Annotated in this window: 17 protein-coding genes; 5 read left to right on the forward strand and 12 right to left on the reverse strand. The window is 40.2% G+C overall.

The features are described from left to right. Positions 1-47: 47 nt before the first annotated feature. The 7 genes from thpR to HY987_RS08975 form a co-directional block, all read right to left on the reverse strand. Positions 48-596, reverse strand: coding sequence for an RNA 2',3'-cyclic phosphodiesterase (gene thpR, locus HY987_RS08945; RefSeq protein ID WP_292757723.1), 549 nt, complete (start codon positions 594-596; stop codon positions 48-50). A 130-nt stretch (positions 597-726) separates the two neighbouring features. Next, entirely contained in the window at positions 727-1,665 is a 939-nt protein-coding gene (locus tag HY987_RS08950; RefSeq protein ID WP_292757725.1) for a hypothetical protein, read from the reverse strand. 11 nt (positions 1,666-1,676) lie between these two features. After that, entirely contained in the window at positions 1,677-1,799 is a 123-nt protein-coding gene (locus HY987_RS08955; protein WP_292757727.1) for a hypothetical protein, read from the reverse strand. Between the two features lie 169 nt (positions 1,800-1,968). Beyond that, the gene (locus HY987_RS08960) at positions 1,969-2,475 is read right to left on the reverse strand and encodes a hypothetical protein (RefSeq protein WP_292757729.1); all 507 of its coding nucleotides are present in this window, start codon (positions 2,473-2,475) and stop codon (positions 1,969-1,971) included. Between the two features lie 369 nt (positions 2,476-2,844). After that, on the reverse strand, positions 2,845-3,969 hold the full coding sequence (locus HY987_RS08965; protein WP_292757731.1) for a 3-dehydroquinate synthase II: 1,125 nt from the start codon (positions 3,967-3,969) through the stop codon (positions 2,845-2,847). 127 nt (positions 3,970-4,096) lie between these two features. Beyond that, positions 4,097-4,894 (reverse strand): 2-amino-3,7-dideoxy-D-threo-hept-6-ulosonate synthase, encoded by a 798-nt coding sequence (locus HY987_RS08970; RefSeq protein WP_292757733.1) that lies wholly within the window; start codon positions 4,892-4,894, stop codon positions 4,097-4,099. A gap of 14 nt (positions 4,895-4,908) precedes the next feature. Further along, positions 4,909-5,448, reverse strand: coding sequence for a class I SAM-dependent methyltransferase (locus tag HY987_RS08975; protein WP_292757735.1), 540 nt, complete (start codon positions 5,446-5,448; stop codon positions 4,909-4,911). A 513-nt stretch (positions 5,449-5,961) separates the two neighbouring features. Between HY987_RS08975 and HY987_RS08980 the strand changes: the two genes are divergently transcribed. Beyond that, positions 5,962-6,585 carry a hypothetical protein gene (locus HY987_RS08980; RefSeq protein ID WP_292757737.1) on the forward strand — a complete coding sequence of 208 codons (624 nt, stop codon included), beginning with the start codon at positions 5,962-5,964 and terminating at the stop codon, positions 6,583-6,585. Between the two features lie 137 nt (positions 6,586-6,722). Here HY987_RS08980 and HY987_RS08985 read toward each other — a convergent pair whose 3' ends face one another. From HY987_RS08985 to hisD, 3 genes are all read right to left on the reverse strand, one after another. Then, positions 6,723-7,964: an NAD(P)/FAD-dependent oxidoreductase gene (locus HY987_RS08985; RefSeq protein WP_292757739.1), complete on the reverse strand. Its 1,242-nt coding sequence runs from the start codon at positions 7,962-7,964 to the stop codon at positions 6,723-6,725. 85 nt (positions 7,965-8,049) lie between these two features. After that, on the reverse strand, positions 8,050-9,369 hold the full coding sequence (gene aspS, locus HY987_RS08990) for an aspartate--tRNA(Asn) ligase (RefSeq protein WP_292757741.1): 1,320 nt from the start codon (positions 9,367-9,369) through the stop codon (positions 8,050-8,052). A gap of 426 nt (positions 9,370-9,795) precedes the next feature. Further along, the gene (hisD, locus tag HY987_RS08995; RefSeq protein WP_292757743.1) at positions 9,796-11,073 is read right to left on the reverse strand and encodes a histidinol dehydrogenase; all 1,278 of its coding nucleotides are present in this window, start codon (positions 11,071-11,073) and stop codon (positions 9,796-9,798) included. Positions 11,074-11,328: 255 nt separating this feature from the next. On the opposite strand from hisD, the gene HY987_RS09000 reads away from it, so the two are divergent. The 3 genes from HY987_RS09000 (at position 11,329) to HY987_RS09010 (ending at position 13,903) form a co-directional block, all read left to right on the forward strand. Further along, the gene (locus HY987_RS09000; protein WP_292757745.1) at positions 11,329-11,652 is read left to right on the forward strand and encodes a UPF0058 family protein; all 324 of its coding nucleotides are present in this window, start codon (positions 11,329-11,331) and stop codon (positions 11,650-11,652) included. A gap of 31 nt (positions 11,653-11,683) precedes the next feature. After that, complete coding sequence (locus HY987_RS09005; RefSeq protein ID WP_292757746.1) at positions 11,684-13,069, forward strand: 2,3-diphosphoglycerate synthetase; 1,386 nt, start codon at positions 11,684-11,686, stop codon at positions 13,067-13,069. A 282-nt stretch (positions 13,070-13,351) separates the two neighbouring features. Further along, entirely contained in the window at positions 13,352-13,903 is a 552-nt protein-coding gene (locus HY987_RS09010; protein WP_292757748.1) for a RimK/LysX family protein, read from the forward strand. Between the two features lie 215 nt (positions 13,904-14,118). On the opposite strand, the gene HY987_RS09015 is transcribed toward HY987_RS09010, so the two are convergent. Together HY987_RS09015 and HY987_RS09020 are read right to left on the reverse strand one after the other, a co-directional pair. After that, complete coding sequence (locus HY987_RS09015; RefSeq protein ID WP_292757750.1) at positions 14,119-14,337, reverse strand: DUF2188 domain-containing protein; 219 nt, start codon at positions 14,335-14,337, stop codon at positions 14,119-14,121. A gap of 167 nt (positions 14,338-14,504) precedes the next feature. Further along, positions 14,505-15,071 carry a nitroreductase family protein gene (locus HY987_RS09020; protein WP_292757752.1) on the reverse strand — a complete coding sequence of 189 codons (567 nt, stop codon included), beginning with the start codon at positions 15,069-15,071 and terminating at the stop codon, positions 14,505-14,507. Between the two features lie 269 nt (positions 15,072-15,340). Here HY987_RS09020 and thsA point away from each other — a divergent pair, with 269 nt between their 5' ends. Continuing rightward, on the forward strand, positions 15,341-16,972 hold the full coding sequence (gene thsA, locus HY987_RS09025; RefSeq protein WP_292757754.1) for a thermosome subunit alpha: 1,632 nt from the start codon (positions 15,341-15,343) through the stop codon (positions 16,970-16,972). Positions 16,973-17,057 lie beyond the last annotated feature (85 nt).

The following is a 17,057-nucleotide window of genomic DNA, read 5'->3' on the forward strand; positions in this document are numbered from 1 at the left end:
TGTTTCAATCTCAATCATCCTTGTTTCAATAATCTTCGCTTAACATTTTAAATGAAAAATTCCTTAACATCGGTGTATATAGGGCCCACAGGAGTGAGTTCACTCTTTTTTAACACCAGTTTTTCCACAGTCATTTCACCAATTTCAATTGACTCTAGTTCCTGAATCTTTTCTGCCAGGAGCTCCCTGTTTTTAGGACCCTTCACCCGGGCAATTGTGAGGTGGGGAATGTAACTCCTCTCCTTTTTAAACCCCATTTTTGCAAATTCCTGGTCAAGGTCTTTTTGCATCTCGGAAAAACTATGGGGATCTTCAATTCCCAGCCAGATAACCCTCATATATTCTATTTTGGGGAACACCCCAGTTCCCCTGATGTGCAGTGGGAATGAATGGTAATTTTCCAGTTTATCCTGTATAACACGGGTTATCTGATCTGCCTGGGATGAGGAGATATCACCGAAGAATTTGAAGGTGAAATGCAGGTTCTCAGGTTCCACCATCTTTAATGGGGCATGTGTTTTTTTAAGATCCCTTTGAACTTCCTGGATTTTATAGGATAACCTGCTATCAACATCAACTGCTATAAATGCTCGCATAAAAATCACCATTGTAACTTTAACAATAAATAAATTACAATTACTTAAATAATCAAATTAACTCAAATAAATCACAGTTACTCAATAAATCACAATTACTCTTTAAAGTTATCTATTTGTTATCTTTTTATTAAATAATAAGATTTTTTATCCTATCCAAACTTTCCCTGGGAGTTTCCACAGTATTCAACAGGTAAACATCAACTGCCTGGAATAACTCATGGAAAAAGTTTTTCCTTAGGTTCAGTTTACGCTCATCCCTCACCAGCTGGTGGGGATTGCAGAAATCATTCTCCAGCATGAAATCCAGGGCTTCTTCTGGATCCAGTTTACGGAAAGGGGCTTTTGAAATGTTTCTTTCCAGGAGAACGACCGTTTTAAGGGTGCTTGTTTCTCGAACCCTCCCACCGAAAAGTGTGCTGACATCGGCGATTCCCCGACCCCTATTATCCAACTGAACCAAGCTCACCTCTTCAGAAAATCCTTCCCAGACCTGGGCTAAATCATCACGGATGTAAGAATTCTTTTCTGAAGAATAGATAACAGCTGCATTGTTGAAGAGTCGGGTGAAGAACCAGTCATCACTGATGTAATTAAAATCATCATACTGAAGCAGTCCATAGGTAAGTGTGGATTTACCCGTACCTGGGGGTCCGATAATGGCCATGGCATGTCCTCCGCAGTCAACTGCTGATCCATGAGTTGAATAACGCCGGTGCTCAGAATGGTATTCTTCAAAAAAATCGGAAATGGTTGCCAGGGCTATGCTTTTAATCCAGCCATAGTAGTCACAGTTGTTAATGATACAGGTCTTGGAAATGGGTTCATATAACACTTGCAACTCTTGACCATCTTCCACTGCGAAGATCTTGGCATGGGGGCGGATATCCTCGTTCATGAACTTGAAGTTATCTTCCCATTCTTCCTTAAACTCTTCATTGTCAGTAAGGAGTTTAACACAAGCTCCATGAATATTGGCTTTCCTTTCAAACTTAACCTTACTTTTAAGTTCTTTTAATAGCTCATCCTTGGCATAGGGTGTTATGAGTTCTGCATTGTAAGATAACATTCCTAACCCCTTTACGTCCTTAAGATTCCACTGGTGGAGTTTATAGTATTCCATTCTCCATTTCCGGGTTTATAAACATCCATGCCTCTCCGGTTTATAAGTATCCATGCCTCTCCGGGTTTATAAGTATCCATTCCACTTCCGGGTTTATAGTTTAATTTATGGGTTTAATAGGTCTTAATCTATTCTCTTAATTTACTGTGCTTGTGATTAATGGTGTGCTGATGGTAATTATCTTTGTAAATTCCCACTTCCCCTAATTAAAGATGTTATCCATTCATTATCTGTTTTAGAGTCCATTAATCATTGTTGTAGTTGGTTGATTAAGTTTTGAAGTTGGGTTTTTAATTTTTCCATAGTTTTATTGTATTGTCGTAGATTGTTGGCTGTGTTTCTTAAATCTTCAGCATAAGCTTTGCTATCTCCACTTTCAAAGTCATTGGCTGCTTTTTGATTTAAGGAAAGTGTTTCATTGTTCAGGCGTTTAATCTCTTTATATGTGCTTGAAATATTCTTTAGCTGATTGGAAATATCCCCTCTTAGTATTAAATCATATGCCCAGATTTTATTCTCATTGGTTCTATCATATTCCTCAAAATTTTGGTTTACAAATTCAGGAGGTAGGTTACTACCCATTCGCATTATATTAGCCATTTGTGTCCTTTCTTCTGAGGATGTGTATGCCAATGCGGACATGCTCTCAGTAACCGCAGCTCCACTTTCCAGCTCAGTAATTGTGGATTCATTGATGGTGGAAAGTTCTGGTATCGTGTTTAATTGATCTTTGTAGATATTTGTATCCATTGGCATTAAAACAGTTGTAACCGCAGCATAAAAGAGACCATAAATGCCAACAATAGCTACTATAACACTAAGCAATGCTAAAATCTTTTTATTAATCTTTTCGCCCCCTAATCATTAATATTATTTTATATCTCTTGCAACGAATATGTAGAAAAGTATTATTTAAAATTTTATATTTAGAAGTATGGGGTTTCATTATTGGTGATAGAATGACCCTCATTATTTTTTAAAAAATTCTTAAATTGATATTTACAAAATAGGATTGTTCTTAGAAATAGAATCGTCTTCTGAGAAAAATAAAAGAATTAACATCGAGAAAAATAAAAATTTAAGAGATAAATATAATTATGTTGATCTCTTGTTCTGATTTGATGATTATTTTTCAATAATACTCTCTTCAATGGCCATTCCAAAGTGCCGAGCATTGGGGTCCAGGTAGATCATTATCTTATCCCCAATCTTTAGTTCTGCCACGGAAATGGGCTTACCATCTTCTGAGACCAGGCGTATGGTTTCTGCGTTTTGAAGAAGAGTTCTAAGTACAACTCCTTCATATTCTGCTTCCACCAGCATCAATGGTCGTTTTTCGATTTTAACCCGTCCCACTATGGCCACTTTGCTGTTACCTTCCTGGTCCACTGTAAGCACTTCATCTCCGGTTTCCAGTTCAGAGAGGTACTTGGTTTTGTTACCAGGGGTCATGACATAGGCATGCACTGGGCCGGCGTTAACCCGGAAGGGTCGTGAGGCAACGTATTCACTTTCCATTGACTCACTGTGCACCAGGAACAGTCCCTGGGAGTAGGATCCCACCAGCATACCTTCACCCAGTTGCATCATGGAGCAGGTGTCCACACAGACCCGGTCACCAATTCCCACTGGTTCGACCTTGGTGATGGTTGCTGGTTTTAACTGGTAATTTTCACTCTGTATTTTCTCCATTAGTTCAGCTACCTTTTTTATCTGGCTGATTTCATGGGGACATAACAGTACACCATCGGTTCCGTGTTCCATGGTTTCCAGAGCCAGTTTAGCCTCATCATAATCTGCTACTGCTGCAATGATTTTGACTTTCTCACCCTGCAGTCCAGCGATTATGTTTTCCAGGGGTATGACTTTCCAGTCCCGGCCCATGAGGATGAGGTAATCAGCATCTTTTCCTAAGAGTGCAGCCAGTTCTTCGTGTTTTTTGGTGAGAATCTCCACATAGGCTGCTACTTTTTTATCCCTTCTTTTCAACCTCTTAACTGCAGCCAGATCCTTGGATTCTGCGAGGTCATCTGGTATGATGAGGGTGCCGTCTCCTTCGCTGTTGCGGCCCACCAGAACCACATCAGATCCTTCAATATCAGAGATGAGTTTCACATTACCCAGCTTACGAATATTGTCCACATCGCTAAAGTCAACGATATGATCCATCCCTGATTCCAGTGCAGTGGTAATGAACTGCTTTTTTTTATCCCATACATTACCTTCGGCCATTATCCATGCAAACTTCATGCTTTAACCTTCTAAATCCATTTATAAATGCGTATCCATTTATAAATGTTTATTATAATTTATTTATTCATTTTTTTGGAATGATTTATTAGATCCTGGGGGTGGTTTGAAAATAATACCATGATTTTTAGTTACCATTGAGGATTTTAAGGGCTTCGTCAATTTCCAGGTCATTGTGAACAATCTCGGCAATGGCCCGGGTGGTTTTCTGTGGTGATCTTGCTTGGAAGACATTTCGGCCTATGGCCACACCAGCTCCACCAACATCAACAGAGTTTTTCACCATTTCCAAAAGTTCACGGTCTGTTTCCACTCGGGGTCCTCCAGCAATGACCAGTGGAACAGGACAACCATCAATTACTTCTTTGAATGTGTCCGGGTCTCCAGTGTAATTGGTTTTAATGATGTCAGCTCCCAGTTCTGCACCGGCACGGGCAGCAAGCTTCACCACATCGGCGTGGTGTTCATTGTCGATTTTTTTGCCTCTAGGATACATCATGGCAATGAGGGGCATGCCCCAATCATCACAGATCTCGGAAATGCTTCCCAGGTGCATTAACATCTCAGGTTCCATCTCCGATCCTACGTTTACGTGTACAGATGCTGCGTCTGCACCCAGTTGGATGGCTTTTTCCACACTGGTCACCAGCACTTTATGATCAGGGTCAGGTCCCAGGGCAGTACTAGCTGATAAATGAATAATCAGTCCGATATCTCGTCCATATCCACGATGTCCTGTGCCAACCATTCCTTTATGCATTATTACAGCGTTGGCACCACCGCTAGCCACTTCGTCAATGGTCTCTGCCATTTTTATTATTCCATCCACAGGCCCAATTGAAACACCGTGGTCCATGGGAACGATAACACATCTCCCTGTTTTTCGGTTGATTATCCTTTCAATCCTGATTTTCTTTCCTATCATAAATACCCTCCTTCTTATAGTTTTGGAGACCAGAGTTTTAGTTCTTTTAATCGCGGTGGGATGCCATCATCTCCACAGGACTCCAGCCACCCATTTTCAGATCTGATAACCTCAGAGCTTGATGATGAGTGTATGAAATCTAAAAGACCTCTGTTTCTAATTATAGTGTTACGAGGTTTTAAAGTTGATGACCAAATGAAGAATACTTTAAAGGTGGTGTCCGGATGGTAACCACCACCCAGATCCACCGAGAGAACATCACAACCTCCCATTTCATCCACTTTCCGAGTTACTTCCTCCAGTGTTTCATGGAGCCGTACATCACAGTTTAAAAATTCAATGGGAGTTTCCTCTTCTGCTATTATTTTTTCAAACTTTTCAGGGGATTCTGGACTCTTATCTAGTGCGATGATTCTGCCTTTAGGTGCCATCTGGGCAATGATGCGGGTTGAATTTCCCACATGACATCCCAGTTCCACCACCACATCATCTTCTTTAATGATATCTTTTAGAACCTGTCTATAAACTTTGATATCGTATACTACGCTGATCATGTTACTCGTCCTAGTAGTGTTATGGTTGTTTGATAATATTAAGAGTAATCTGAATTATGTCTTTATTAGGTATTATCAAGTTTTTTGTCTTTATCTCAAATTCATTAAGATTAAAAACTTTAGAAGCTAATTAAAACGTTATTTAAAGTACTCCTAGGAGTATTTTAAAACTATTAATGAGTATCACTATGGGAGGGGTGTTTTACCCGACTACAGATTATTATTTTCTAATTTATCTAAATTTCTTGTTGTATTGATACAAAAATAATTAATTAAAAATGGATAAAAGGATACAACACCTTTTATTATCTTATGTTTAATCATTATCTTATTTTCCAGTTCATAGTAATGGGTTAGAGTCACCAAATTTAAGAGGAAATTTTTAAAATAAAAAATGAATAAAAAAAAGTCAGATTCCATCTAAAAATTAATATATTCCAATAAATATAATAAGTTTAGATTTAGGTTGAGTCTTTACACCTTAAACTAATATCCTCAGGTGGGGGATTTATCATGGCTGCAGAAGAAGAAAAAGTATTGGAAAAAACTGTTGATGAATTGAATCAGCAACGTATTGATCTTGAAAAAGAGATCAACAATTTAAATCTCATTAAAATAGAGAAATTAAAATCCATCAATGATGAACTTGAGAATAAGATTGAATGGATGGATAAAGAGAGGATAAAGGCCACTAAAGAGCGTGATAACCTACTGCGTAAGGTCAGGCATTCCAATGATAAAAATTGGAAAAGTGCCCTGAAGATGATCACTATCTTGGGGGTTCTGGATTTAGTGGTTATACCAGCAATAATCACTCTCCTGGCCATACCATTACAGTGGATATTTGTTTCATTGGGATTGGTCACCTTCTTTGGAGTAATGCTCATTGTAAATTACATGTCCGGAACATCCCCCTTCAACACTGGTGAAATTAGGAAAGCCATAATTGTATCCCTCATCACGGTGTATCTGGCATTTGTCCCTTTGATGGCCTTTGGGCTGGTGGTATTTCCTGTGGGAAATTCAGCACAGGCCATTGTAACCAATTTCACCTGGTTAATTGGAGCGGTAATCGTACTTTACTTTGCCACGCGGCCACTGGAAGAGTACATTAAAACAATTGCTAATAAAAAATAGGGCTATAAAAAAAGGGTGTTTATACTAAAAATAGGTATTTAAACTATTTTTTGATCAATTAACAGACTATTTGATAGTTCTGTTATATTGATATTATTTTATATGATTCTTCTTTTTATATGATTCTTTCAAATTAATTATTTAGTTCCAGCACTGTTTCCTGCAAGATAACCGGTAGAAAAAGCTTGTTGCAGGTTATAACCACCTCTGAGACCACATCCTGCAATTATTTCCCCAGCAAAATACAAACCATCAACCAGCTTTGACTCCATAGTTTGAGGGTTTATCTCCTTTTTAGTAACACCGCCACAGGTAACCATAGCCTTATCCATGGGAAGATGTCCCGTAATGGTTAAAGGGAGTGCTTTTAATATGTGCAGTAGCTTCACCCTCTCCTTTTTGGAGATTTGGTTCAGCTTTTTTTGAGGGTCAATGTTTAAAATCATTAATAAAGGAGGAATGGTACTGTTAGGGAGGTGAATTTTTAAATAATTTTTCAAACTTTTTTTACTGTAATTCTGGAAATCTTCCATTAACTGGGCTCCCAGAGATTCATGATTAATGCCTGGCTTAAAGTCAATGTAAAGTTTCACATCCCCCTGTTTATTTATAATATCCACAATTTCATGGCTGGCATCTAGAATAACCGGGCCTGAAACACCGAAATGTGTTAAAAGAAGATTTCCAGTGGGTAAGGATATCATCTTTCCCCCATATCCTATACTCAACCCCACATCTTCCAGGGTAACTCCCTTTAACTGGTGAACCCATTTCTCCCGCACATACAAAGGAACCTCTCCTGGTAAAAGTTCGCTGATGTGGTGTCCCATAAACTCAGCAACTCTTAATCCATCTCCAGTTGACCCGGTAAATCCATAGGTCACTCCCCCAGTAGCAATAACAACACTACGGGATTTAATTACTTCATTATCTGTTGAAGACAATTTGAAGATATTGGCGACCTTGTTGAGATGTTCCAGGTGATAATTGTAAACCACTTTTACTTTACATTCCTCCAAAACCTTTCTTAGAACATTCATCACTGATTCTGCTTTGTCGGTGATGGGAAACACCCGTCTATTCTCTTCCACCTTTAATTCCAGATTATGTTCTTTAAAAAAATCCATTAAATTGTGGTTGGAAAATTTACCGAAGGCATCCCGGTAAAATGAACCCCTTCTACCAAATGCCTCCATGAAAATTTCCAGGGTAGATGTGTTGGTGAGGTTGCACCGCCCATTACCTGTTAAAAGTAGCTTACGACCTATTCTATCATTTTTTTCCAGCAGGATTACCTTTTTACCCAGTCGCGCTCCTTCAATGGCGGCCATACAACCGGCAGGTCCGGCTCCCACAACAGCTATGTCGTATATGTTCATGTTTTATTTCCTCATTTAAGATTAAAAAGAGAAAGGATTGGTAAAAAAAAATAATTATTAATCAGGATTTAAAAAAAAGTTGACTTTATGGAGTCAACCTTCTCCTGTCCCTTGGGAAGAGTACTGTTTCCCGGATGTTTTTCATCCCGGTGATGCACATGGTGAATCGTTCAGCTCCCAGACCCCAGCCGGCGTGTGGTGGCATACCATACTCGAAAGCTGCCAGGTAACGCTGGAACGAATCAGGGTTTAATCCCTTACTCTTTATCTGTTCAACCAGGAGGTCGTGCTGGTGTACCCTGGTTGCTCCAGAGGATATCTCCAGATCCCGGTACATCAGGTCAAAGGCATAGCTCTTTTCTGGTTCATCTTCATGTGGCTGGACATAGAATGGTTTGATTTCACTGGGCCAGTTGGTTATGAAATAGTAACCATCCATGGCTTCACCCAGTGCCTTCTCCGCAGCCCTGGACAGATCTTCTCCATGTCTAATTGGCACTCCTTTGGAGTTGGCGATATCAATGACTTCCTCATATTCCAGACGGGGGAAAGGTAATTCGGGTATTTCCAGTTCCACTCCCAGATCTTCCAGTTCAGCCTGACAGTTTTCCTTCACTTCTTTAATTGCATTGTGCACCAGGTTCTCCAGGAGGTTCATTGCATCTTCCTGGTCAGCGAAGGCCATCTCTGCATCGATTGAAATAACCTCATTGAGGTGGCGGAGGGTGTCATGTTCTTCAGCCCTGAATATGGGTGCAATTTCATAGACTTTGTCCAGTCCGGTGGCCATCATCATCTGTTTGTAAAGCTGGGGGCTCTGTCCCAGGAAGGCCTCCCTTTCAAAGTAGGTGATTGGGAACAGTTCCGTCCCTCCCTCGGTGGCGGATCCCACCAGTTTAGGGGTGTTAACTTCTATGAAACCATTTTCTTCAAGGTAAATTCGAACCGAATGTAACATTACACTTTTTATTTTGAATATGGCGCTGATGCTATGTTTTCGAAGATCCAGGTATCTGGAGTCCAGTCTGGTGTCAATTTCAGCTCTTACCTTCTCGGTTGGATCAAGGGGCAGTGGCTGTTTGGATTCGTTTAAGACTTTAACCTCGGTGGGTATGATCTCCACACCTCCAGGGGCCTTGGGTGATCCCTGTACTGTTCCTTTAACTGCGATCACGGACTCTTTTTTGAATTTTCTGATCTCAGCCAGTAGTTCCGGTGAGATCTTTTTACTGGGAGCGGTGATCTGGGTGATACCGTTCCTGTCACGTAAGAGTACGAATATGATACCTCCAAGGTCACGGATTTCATGAACCCAGCCCATGAGTGTTACTGATTCAGTGTCCATCTCTTCGTCTAGTTCCTGTGAGTAATGTGTTCTTTTCCAACTTCTTAATGAATCTGTCAATCTAATTCACCTCGATTATTATGAATATGGGAATTACTCCTCTTTGTGAGGAGTTGTTCCGTGTCTTGGGGAGGATTATTTTCCTTTCTCAGGATTTAATCCAACTATTATTAAATTTACTCCAATCTTATTAAATATACAAATTGATAGAGATGCAGATTATACACGAATCTCTAAAAAAGCTTTAAGCTTAAATTCAGATTTTAGATATTTTTCAGATTTAGATATTTAAAATTGTAAAATACCATATTATTATTCATTCTAATTATTCTTCTTCTTCTAACTAAATAATCATTGGGGTATTATATAATTATATTATTAATTTAGTCACGGATTTATTATATCCAGATTAATTTGAATCAATCTAGATTAAAAATCAATCTAGATTAAATCTAAAACCTATCCCCTTAATCCAGAGAGCATCGGTTAATCATTATCAAGACGCCTTTTAAAAGACTCAGCATGAGCATATAAACCTTCATATTCTGCTAAAGGAATAACCACATCTTTAAGATTATTCAAACCATCCCTGGAGAGCCGTTGGATTGTTGGTTTTTTCAGGAAGGACTCGGTGGATAGTCCAGAGTACATTCTGGCACAGAATGATGTGGGTAGGACGTGGTTGGTTCCTGAGCCATAATCACCGGCAGCTACCGGTGTTAAATCTCCCAGAAATATGCTGCCTGCATTTTTAATATCCTTGACCAGTTCTTCTGGATCACGGGTCATGATCATCAGGTGTTCTGGTGCGTATTCATTGGAAAACATAACTGCTTCATCCAGTGTATCCACCAGGATTATCATACCGTTTTCTTCAAATGACTCTTTAATAATTTCTTTTCGTTTCATCAGGGGTAATTCTTGCTGTAGTTTATCATCCACAGACCGTGCAAGCTCGCAGGATGTGGTTACCAGTACTGATGCCGCCTGAGGGTCGTGCTCTGCCTGGGCCAGGAGGTCAAGTGTTATGTAATCAGGATTTCCGGTTTCATCAGCTATTATAAGTACTTCTGAGGGTCCTGCAGGGAAATCAATATCCACCTGACCGTAGACCATCTTTTTAGCAGCGGTAACGAATATGTTACCGGGTCCCACAATTTTATCCACTGAAGGTATGGTTTCTGTTCCATAGGCCATGGCTGCAATGGCCTGGGCCCCTCCCACCCTGTAAACTTTATCCGCACCAGCAAGATATGCAGCGGCAAGTACTATATCCTCCACCTTTCCATCAGGACCTGGGGGAGTGCAACAGATGATTTCACCCACTCCTGCAACTTTAGCAGGGATAACTGTCATGAGAATGCTTGAAGGATAAACAGCCCTTCCTCCAGGTATGTAACATCCCACCCTCTCCAGGGGACGTACTATCTGCCCGGCAGTTATGCCCTTATCCACTTCCATGGACCAGTCATGGGGTAGCTGGGCTTGATGAAATTTTCGTATGTTAGATGCGGCTTGTTTAAGGCTGCGGATTAAATTATCTTCAATTTTAATGAGACTCTCTTCCAAGTCTTCCTCTTCAACGAGAAAATCCTTTAGATAAACTCCATCAAACTTTTCAGTGTAGTGACGGAGTGATTTATCTCCATTGTTCTTAACATCACTAACAATATCATTTACAATGTTCATAACAGAATCAGAGTCTATCTGGGATCTTCCTAAGAGTTCTCTTAGGTTTCCATCTTCTAGTTTTAGGGTTCTCATTTTTTAACCAAGTATTACTTTATTAAATAATTATTAACTGTGTAAGATTAATCGTTGCAAATTCAGGTTATGTTTAATAGATCAGTCAAAACCTTTATTTGTAATCATAGGTAAACAATAATTTACCCACTATGCCCAGCACTTTAATACTTTATACCTTATGCTTATGGTTTTTTCTGGGTATAGCTTCTGGTAGAAAGTTATATATGCATATTGATCGAATCTTAATTACTTAATTGTAGGTGTCTGGTAGATATGTACAAAGATGAGCTTATACAGTTGCATCAATTTTTGGTATACGTTTTAAAGCATCTGGACCATGAGTATGAGGTGAAGGATGAGTGTAAGGACTATCTGTGCCTTAACATCAGCCCACATCACATACACCGCACCAAAGCTGAACATAAATATGCTATTTTTGTCTTGTCAAATTCTATTTCTGAGATCATTGCTGCCAACAACGGAGGAACTTCTTCTAACATTTCCAACGGCCTCTCAGAACTGGTAAAACGGTCGCGAAAAGAACTCATAAGATTCCAGAATGAAGATACTTTAGCTCTCCAAAAAATCAAGATGTAAAAAAACGAAAACCCCTGGCTGGTGATAATATATGAGTGCTTTATTGAAGATGGTATGCTTGATTGATGGTGAGCACTACTTACCTGTTACTAAATCAGCATTAAACACCCTTGATAACCTTGAACATATTGAAGTTGTGGCCGCTGTATTTATTGGAGGTACAGAAAAACTGAGAGATGCCACACCCGAGTCAATCGGTGAAAAACTGGGAGTTAAAGTTTATTTTGGTCCTGATCATCATAAAATTCCTTATGATATTATTGTTAAGGTTGCAACGGAACACCAGGCAGATGTTGTCATGGATCTTTCCGATGAACCTGTTGTTGATTATTCTAAACGTTTTAAAATCGCATCATTGGTTTTGGAGCAGGGAATCCTCTACGAAGGTCCTGATTTTTCATTCCAGCCCCTGGATGAATACGATGTTCTTGAAAAACCATCCCTAAAGATCCTGGGAACAGGTAAACGCATTGGTAAAACTGCTGTATCTGCATATGCAGCCCGTTTAATTCACCAGGAGGAGTACAATCCCTGTGTAGTGGCTATGGGCCGCGGAGGTCCTGAGGAGCCAGAGATTGTCCGAGGAGACCAGATAAAAATCACACCCCAGTACCTCATGGAACAGTCTGATAAGGGAATTCACGCTGCCAGTGACCACTGGGAAGATGCCCTGATGAGCCGTATACTCACCATTGGATGCCGCCGTTGTGGTGGGGGAATGGTGGGTCAGGTGTTCATTACCAACATGAAGCAGGGTGCCCGGATGGCCAATGAAGTTGATTCCGAGTTTGTGATAATGGAGGGTAGTGGAGCAGCCATACCACCCATTAAAACCGACCGGCACATTGTACTGGTGGGAGCCAACCAGCCAATGATCAACATTGAACGATTCTTCGGACCTTTCCGGATTAAACTGGCCGACCTGGCTGTTATCACCATGTGCGAAGAGCCAATGGCCAGTCCGCAGAAAGTGGAACGTATTGAAAAGGTCATAAAAGAGATCAACCCCGAAGCCATGGTGATCCCCACGGTATTCCGTCCCAAACCATTGGAATCAGTGGAGGGTAAACGGGTTTTATTTGCCACCACTGCTCCTGATTCTGTTAAGGATGTTCTTATAAATCACCTGGAAGAAGAGCACGGCTGTACTGTGGTGGGAACCACCCCACACCTTTCTAACAGACCATTACTCCAGAAGGACATTGAAAAATACATCGATGAAGTGGATGTCATGCTCACGGAACTGAAAGCCGCTGCAGTGGATGTGGCCACCAAGGATGCTCTTAACGCCGGTCTGGAAGTGGTGTACTGTGATAATATACCACTGGTTATTAGAAAAGAAGATGATCTTGATCCAGCTATACTTACGGTGGTTGATAAAGCCATCCAGGACCACCAGGGTAAAACTAAGGAATAAGAAACAGGGAATATTCTTTACTTTGAAACTGAAAACAGGTTGAACCCCTGTTTTTAGACCATTCATTTTTTCTAAAGCAGTGCAAGTAATTATTAAATTATAATTAACTGAATGAATTAACCTGAATTCCTAGAGCTAATAACTAGAACTAATTATCAATAATCTAGACTAACAATCATTAATAAACTAATAATCATTTAAATTTGATAATATTATCATAAATTCAACCTACCTTCCTTTTGAGTAATCTTTTTTAAAAAATAATTTGAACGGGTGATCATAATGGAATCTCCAAATTACGATATATTGGATTATGATAAACTCAAAAAACAGCTGTCTTTTAATTTAGCTGAGAATAAGGCCATACATGACCTCCAGATTAAACCGGATGCTTTCATACCAGTATTATTCTCCCTTAAATTCGGTGGGGATTGGAGTTTTAAAACCAGTGATCTGGAAGCCATGGCAGTCAAGGAGAAAATAACCAGTTATAATGATGATAAAGCTGAAGGTTACACCCTGGAAAGGGTCACCCTATTTGTAAATCCCAGTTTAATCTCCACTGAAGGCAAAGTGCTGCGTCTGGAGAAGTGTGGTAGTAAAAATGAACGCGAACTGGTGGAGAGACCTTTCCGGGTGAAGCTCGATGCAGAGGATATTATACTGGCAGAACTCAACCCACAAATCATGGAAATAAGTCTTAAAAGAATTAAGGGTCCCCTGAGTTTTTCTGGGTCTGCGGCTTACGGTGTTTCCCACGAAATGGAACACCTGGCAGGGTGTGAGCATACCGGGAAGTTCATATGGGAGTTTAATTATCGGGTGGAAGGATAATATTTCTTTCTGGATAAAACTAGATACCATAAAACTAGATACCTATAATAAATATCTATATTAATATTCATAAATTTAAAAGAAGAACCCCTCTAGGAACCTTTTGAAAATGAGAAAACAATTTATTTATCCAGGATTATCTTTCTAGGATTATCTTTCCAGGATTACCTTTCCAGGATTACCTTTCAAGGATTACCTTTCCAGGATGTTTTATTTTATCCTGGATAGAGATTTTTACCAAAGCTTTCCCGTTTTTCTATCTTCCCATCTTCATTATGTATGAAAACTTCAACATTGTACCGTTTTCCCTCTTCCTCGGCAAATTCAATTGCTTCCTCTTTGGTGTCGAAATGTCCCGATGCCTTCACAGCACCATCTCTTTTAACATCCCAACCCCCTTTTCTACCTGTCATCACATGGAGATTAGCAGCCATTTTTTTCTCACCTCTTGGTATATTAACCTAATAATCGTCTTAACCTAATAATCGCCTTAACCTAATAATCGCCTTAATAAAAGCCTGATTTAATCTTACTTTGCCTTAGATATGTATTATAACCTTTAAATAGATATGTTTCTTTGATTAATTAAACCCTGTATTCATTATTTAATGTAATTAACAACATTTTTATTTCGTTCAGGACCTTTATTATTCGGTGAAGTTTTGTAACCTATTGAAACTGCATAATACGGTTGGTAACCCTCTGGTATGTTTAATTTTTCAATATTTTTGGGGTTGGCAAAGAAAAATTTGGCCAGACCTATCCAGCATGTTCCGATGTCCATACTTTCAGCAGCCAGGAGCATGTTTTGAATGGCAGCACAACAATCAACCAGGGGTGAAATAGCTGTTTTTCTCCCGGAAACCACTATCACTGTGGGGGAATGGAAAAAAATATTTAATTTTTCATTTTTTCCCATTTCTCTCATCCAACTAACATCACTGGTTTGCATTGATTTTTTGGCTTCTTCATTCATGTGTTCGATGAGTTTTTGATTCTGGATGACTGTAAAATGCCAGGGCTGGTCATTGTTTGCTGTTGGTGCGTAAATTCCAGCTTCGATTATCATTTTCAGTTCTTCGTCCTTGATCTGTTGATTCTGGTATTTGCGAACACTTCTCCGATCCTTAATTGTTTCTAAAACTATGTTCCCTAAAACTGTGTTCATTTCATCACCTTTCTTTACTTTAGTTAAATGTAGCTTATATTTTCCCTGTATTAAATTTATCGAATTTTAAAATCATTTAAACCGTTTTAAACTAAGAATTTAAACTTAATTTTTAAAAATACTATTATGGTGATGTAGATAAAAAAAAGGATGGATCATACGCTGGTCATAGACATAATTCCAATCTTGAATTACTGACATCCACAACATATTTATATAACCTCTAACCCACTGATAAATTACCAATTGAGAAGAAAGGAGATGATAATGTGGCACAACAAGGTGGACAAGGACAACCTATTATTATAATGCCTGAAGGCTCTTCAAGAGTTTTAGGCCGAGACGCTCAACGAATGAACATAATGGCTGGAAAAGTACTGGCTGAAACTGTTAGAACCACTCTAGGTCCCAGAGGAATGGACAAGATGCTGGTGGATGGTATGGGCGACATCGTAGTAACCAACGATGGTGTAACCATCCTCCGGGAAATGGACATTGAACACCCTGCAGCTAAAATGCTGGTGGAAGTAGCCAAAACCCAGGAAGATGAAGTGGGAGATGGAACCACCACCGCAGTTATAATCGCAGGGGAACTACTCAAAAAAGCAGAAGATCTCCTGGACCAGGAAATACACCCCACCACTCTGGTAATGGGATACCGGAAAGCAGCAGCAAAAGCACAGGAAATCTTAAACCAGATAGCCATTGATGCCAGTGACCGTGAAACCCTTCAAATGGTAGCCATGACTGCCATGACTGGTAAAGGAACTGAAAAAGCACGACAACCACTAGCAGACTTAATAGTTGATGCAGTACTCCAGGTAGAAGAAGACGGTAAAGTAGACTCTGATCAGATTAACATACACCGGATACAGGGTGCAACAGTCCATGACTCACAGATCGTCAACGGAGTGGTTATTGACAAAAGCAGAGCAGTTAATTCCATGCCCAAAGACTTAAAAAACGCCCAAATAGCCCTTCTAAAATACCCAATAGAAGTCAAAGACCTGGAAACCGATGCCAAAATCAAACTCACCGACCCATCCCAGATGCAGGCCTTCATTGAACAGGAAGAACAGATGGTCAAGGACATGGTGGACAAAGTTGTCACAAGCGGTGCCGATGTCATATTCTGCCAGAAAGGAATAGATGACCTGGCCCAGCACTTACTGGCCAAAGCAGGAATCCTGGCAGTTAAAAGGGTAAGAAAATCAGACATGGAACGCATAGGAAAAGCAACCGGAGCACAACTGGTAACCAACATCGAAGAACTCTCATCCGAAGACCTGGGACATGCCGGGCACGTTTACGAGAAGAAGATATTCGACGAAATACTCATCTTCGTTGAAGAATGCGACGACCCCAAAGCAGTATCCCTCATCCTACGCGGAAGCACCAAACACGTGGCCGAAGAAGTTGAAAGAGCAGTGGAAGACGCTATAGGTGTAGTATCAGCCACAGTGGAAGACGGTCAGGTAGTTGCAGGTGGCGGAGCACCAGAAATAGCCATAGCCAAAGGACTCAAAGAATACGCTGACACCATCAGTGGAAGAGAACAACTGGCAATAGCTGCCTTTGCCGAAGCCCTGGAAATTGTTCCTAAAACCCTGGCAGAAAACGCTGGAATCGACCAGATCGATGCACTGGTAGACCTGCGAGCAGCCCAAGAAGACAACTTCTACATGGGACTGGATGTATTCAAACGGGATGTCACCAACATGAAGGACGCCCAGGTCATCGAACCCAAACGGGTTAAAAAACAGGCCATCCAATCAGCTGCTGAAGCTGCTGAAATGATCCTGCGTATCGATGACATGATCGCCTCCACCGGAGCAGGTAAAGAACCTGACATGGGTGGAATGCCTGGTGGAATGCCTGGTGGAATGCCTCCAATGATGTAAGTCCACAGGACTTACAACCCCTTTTTATTTTTTAAAGACCTGAAATACAAATATAATTCAAATTTTTAATTAAGATTATTATGAT

It is taken from the genome of Methanobacterium sp., assembly GCF_016217785.1.
In the GTDB taxonomy this organism is placed as follows: Archaea; Methanobacteriota; Methanobacteria; order Methanobacteriales; family Methanobacteriaceae; genus Methanobacterium.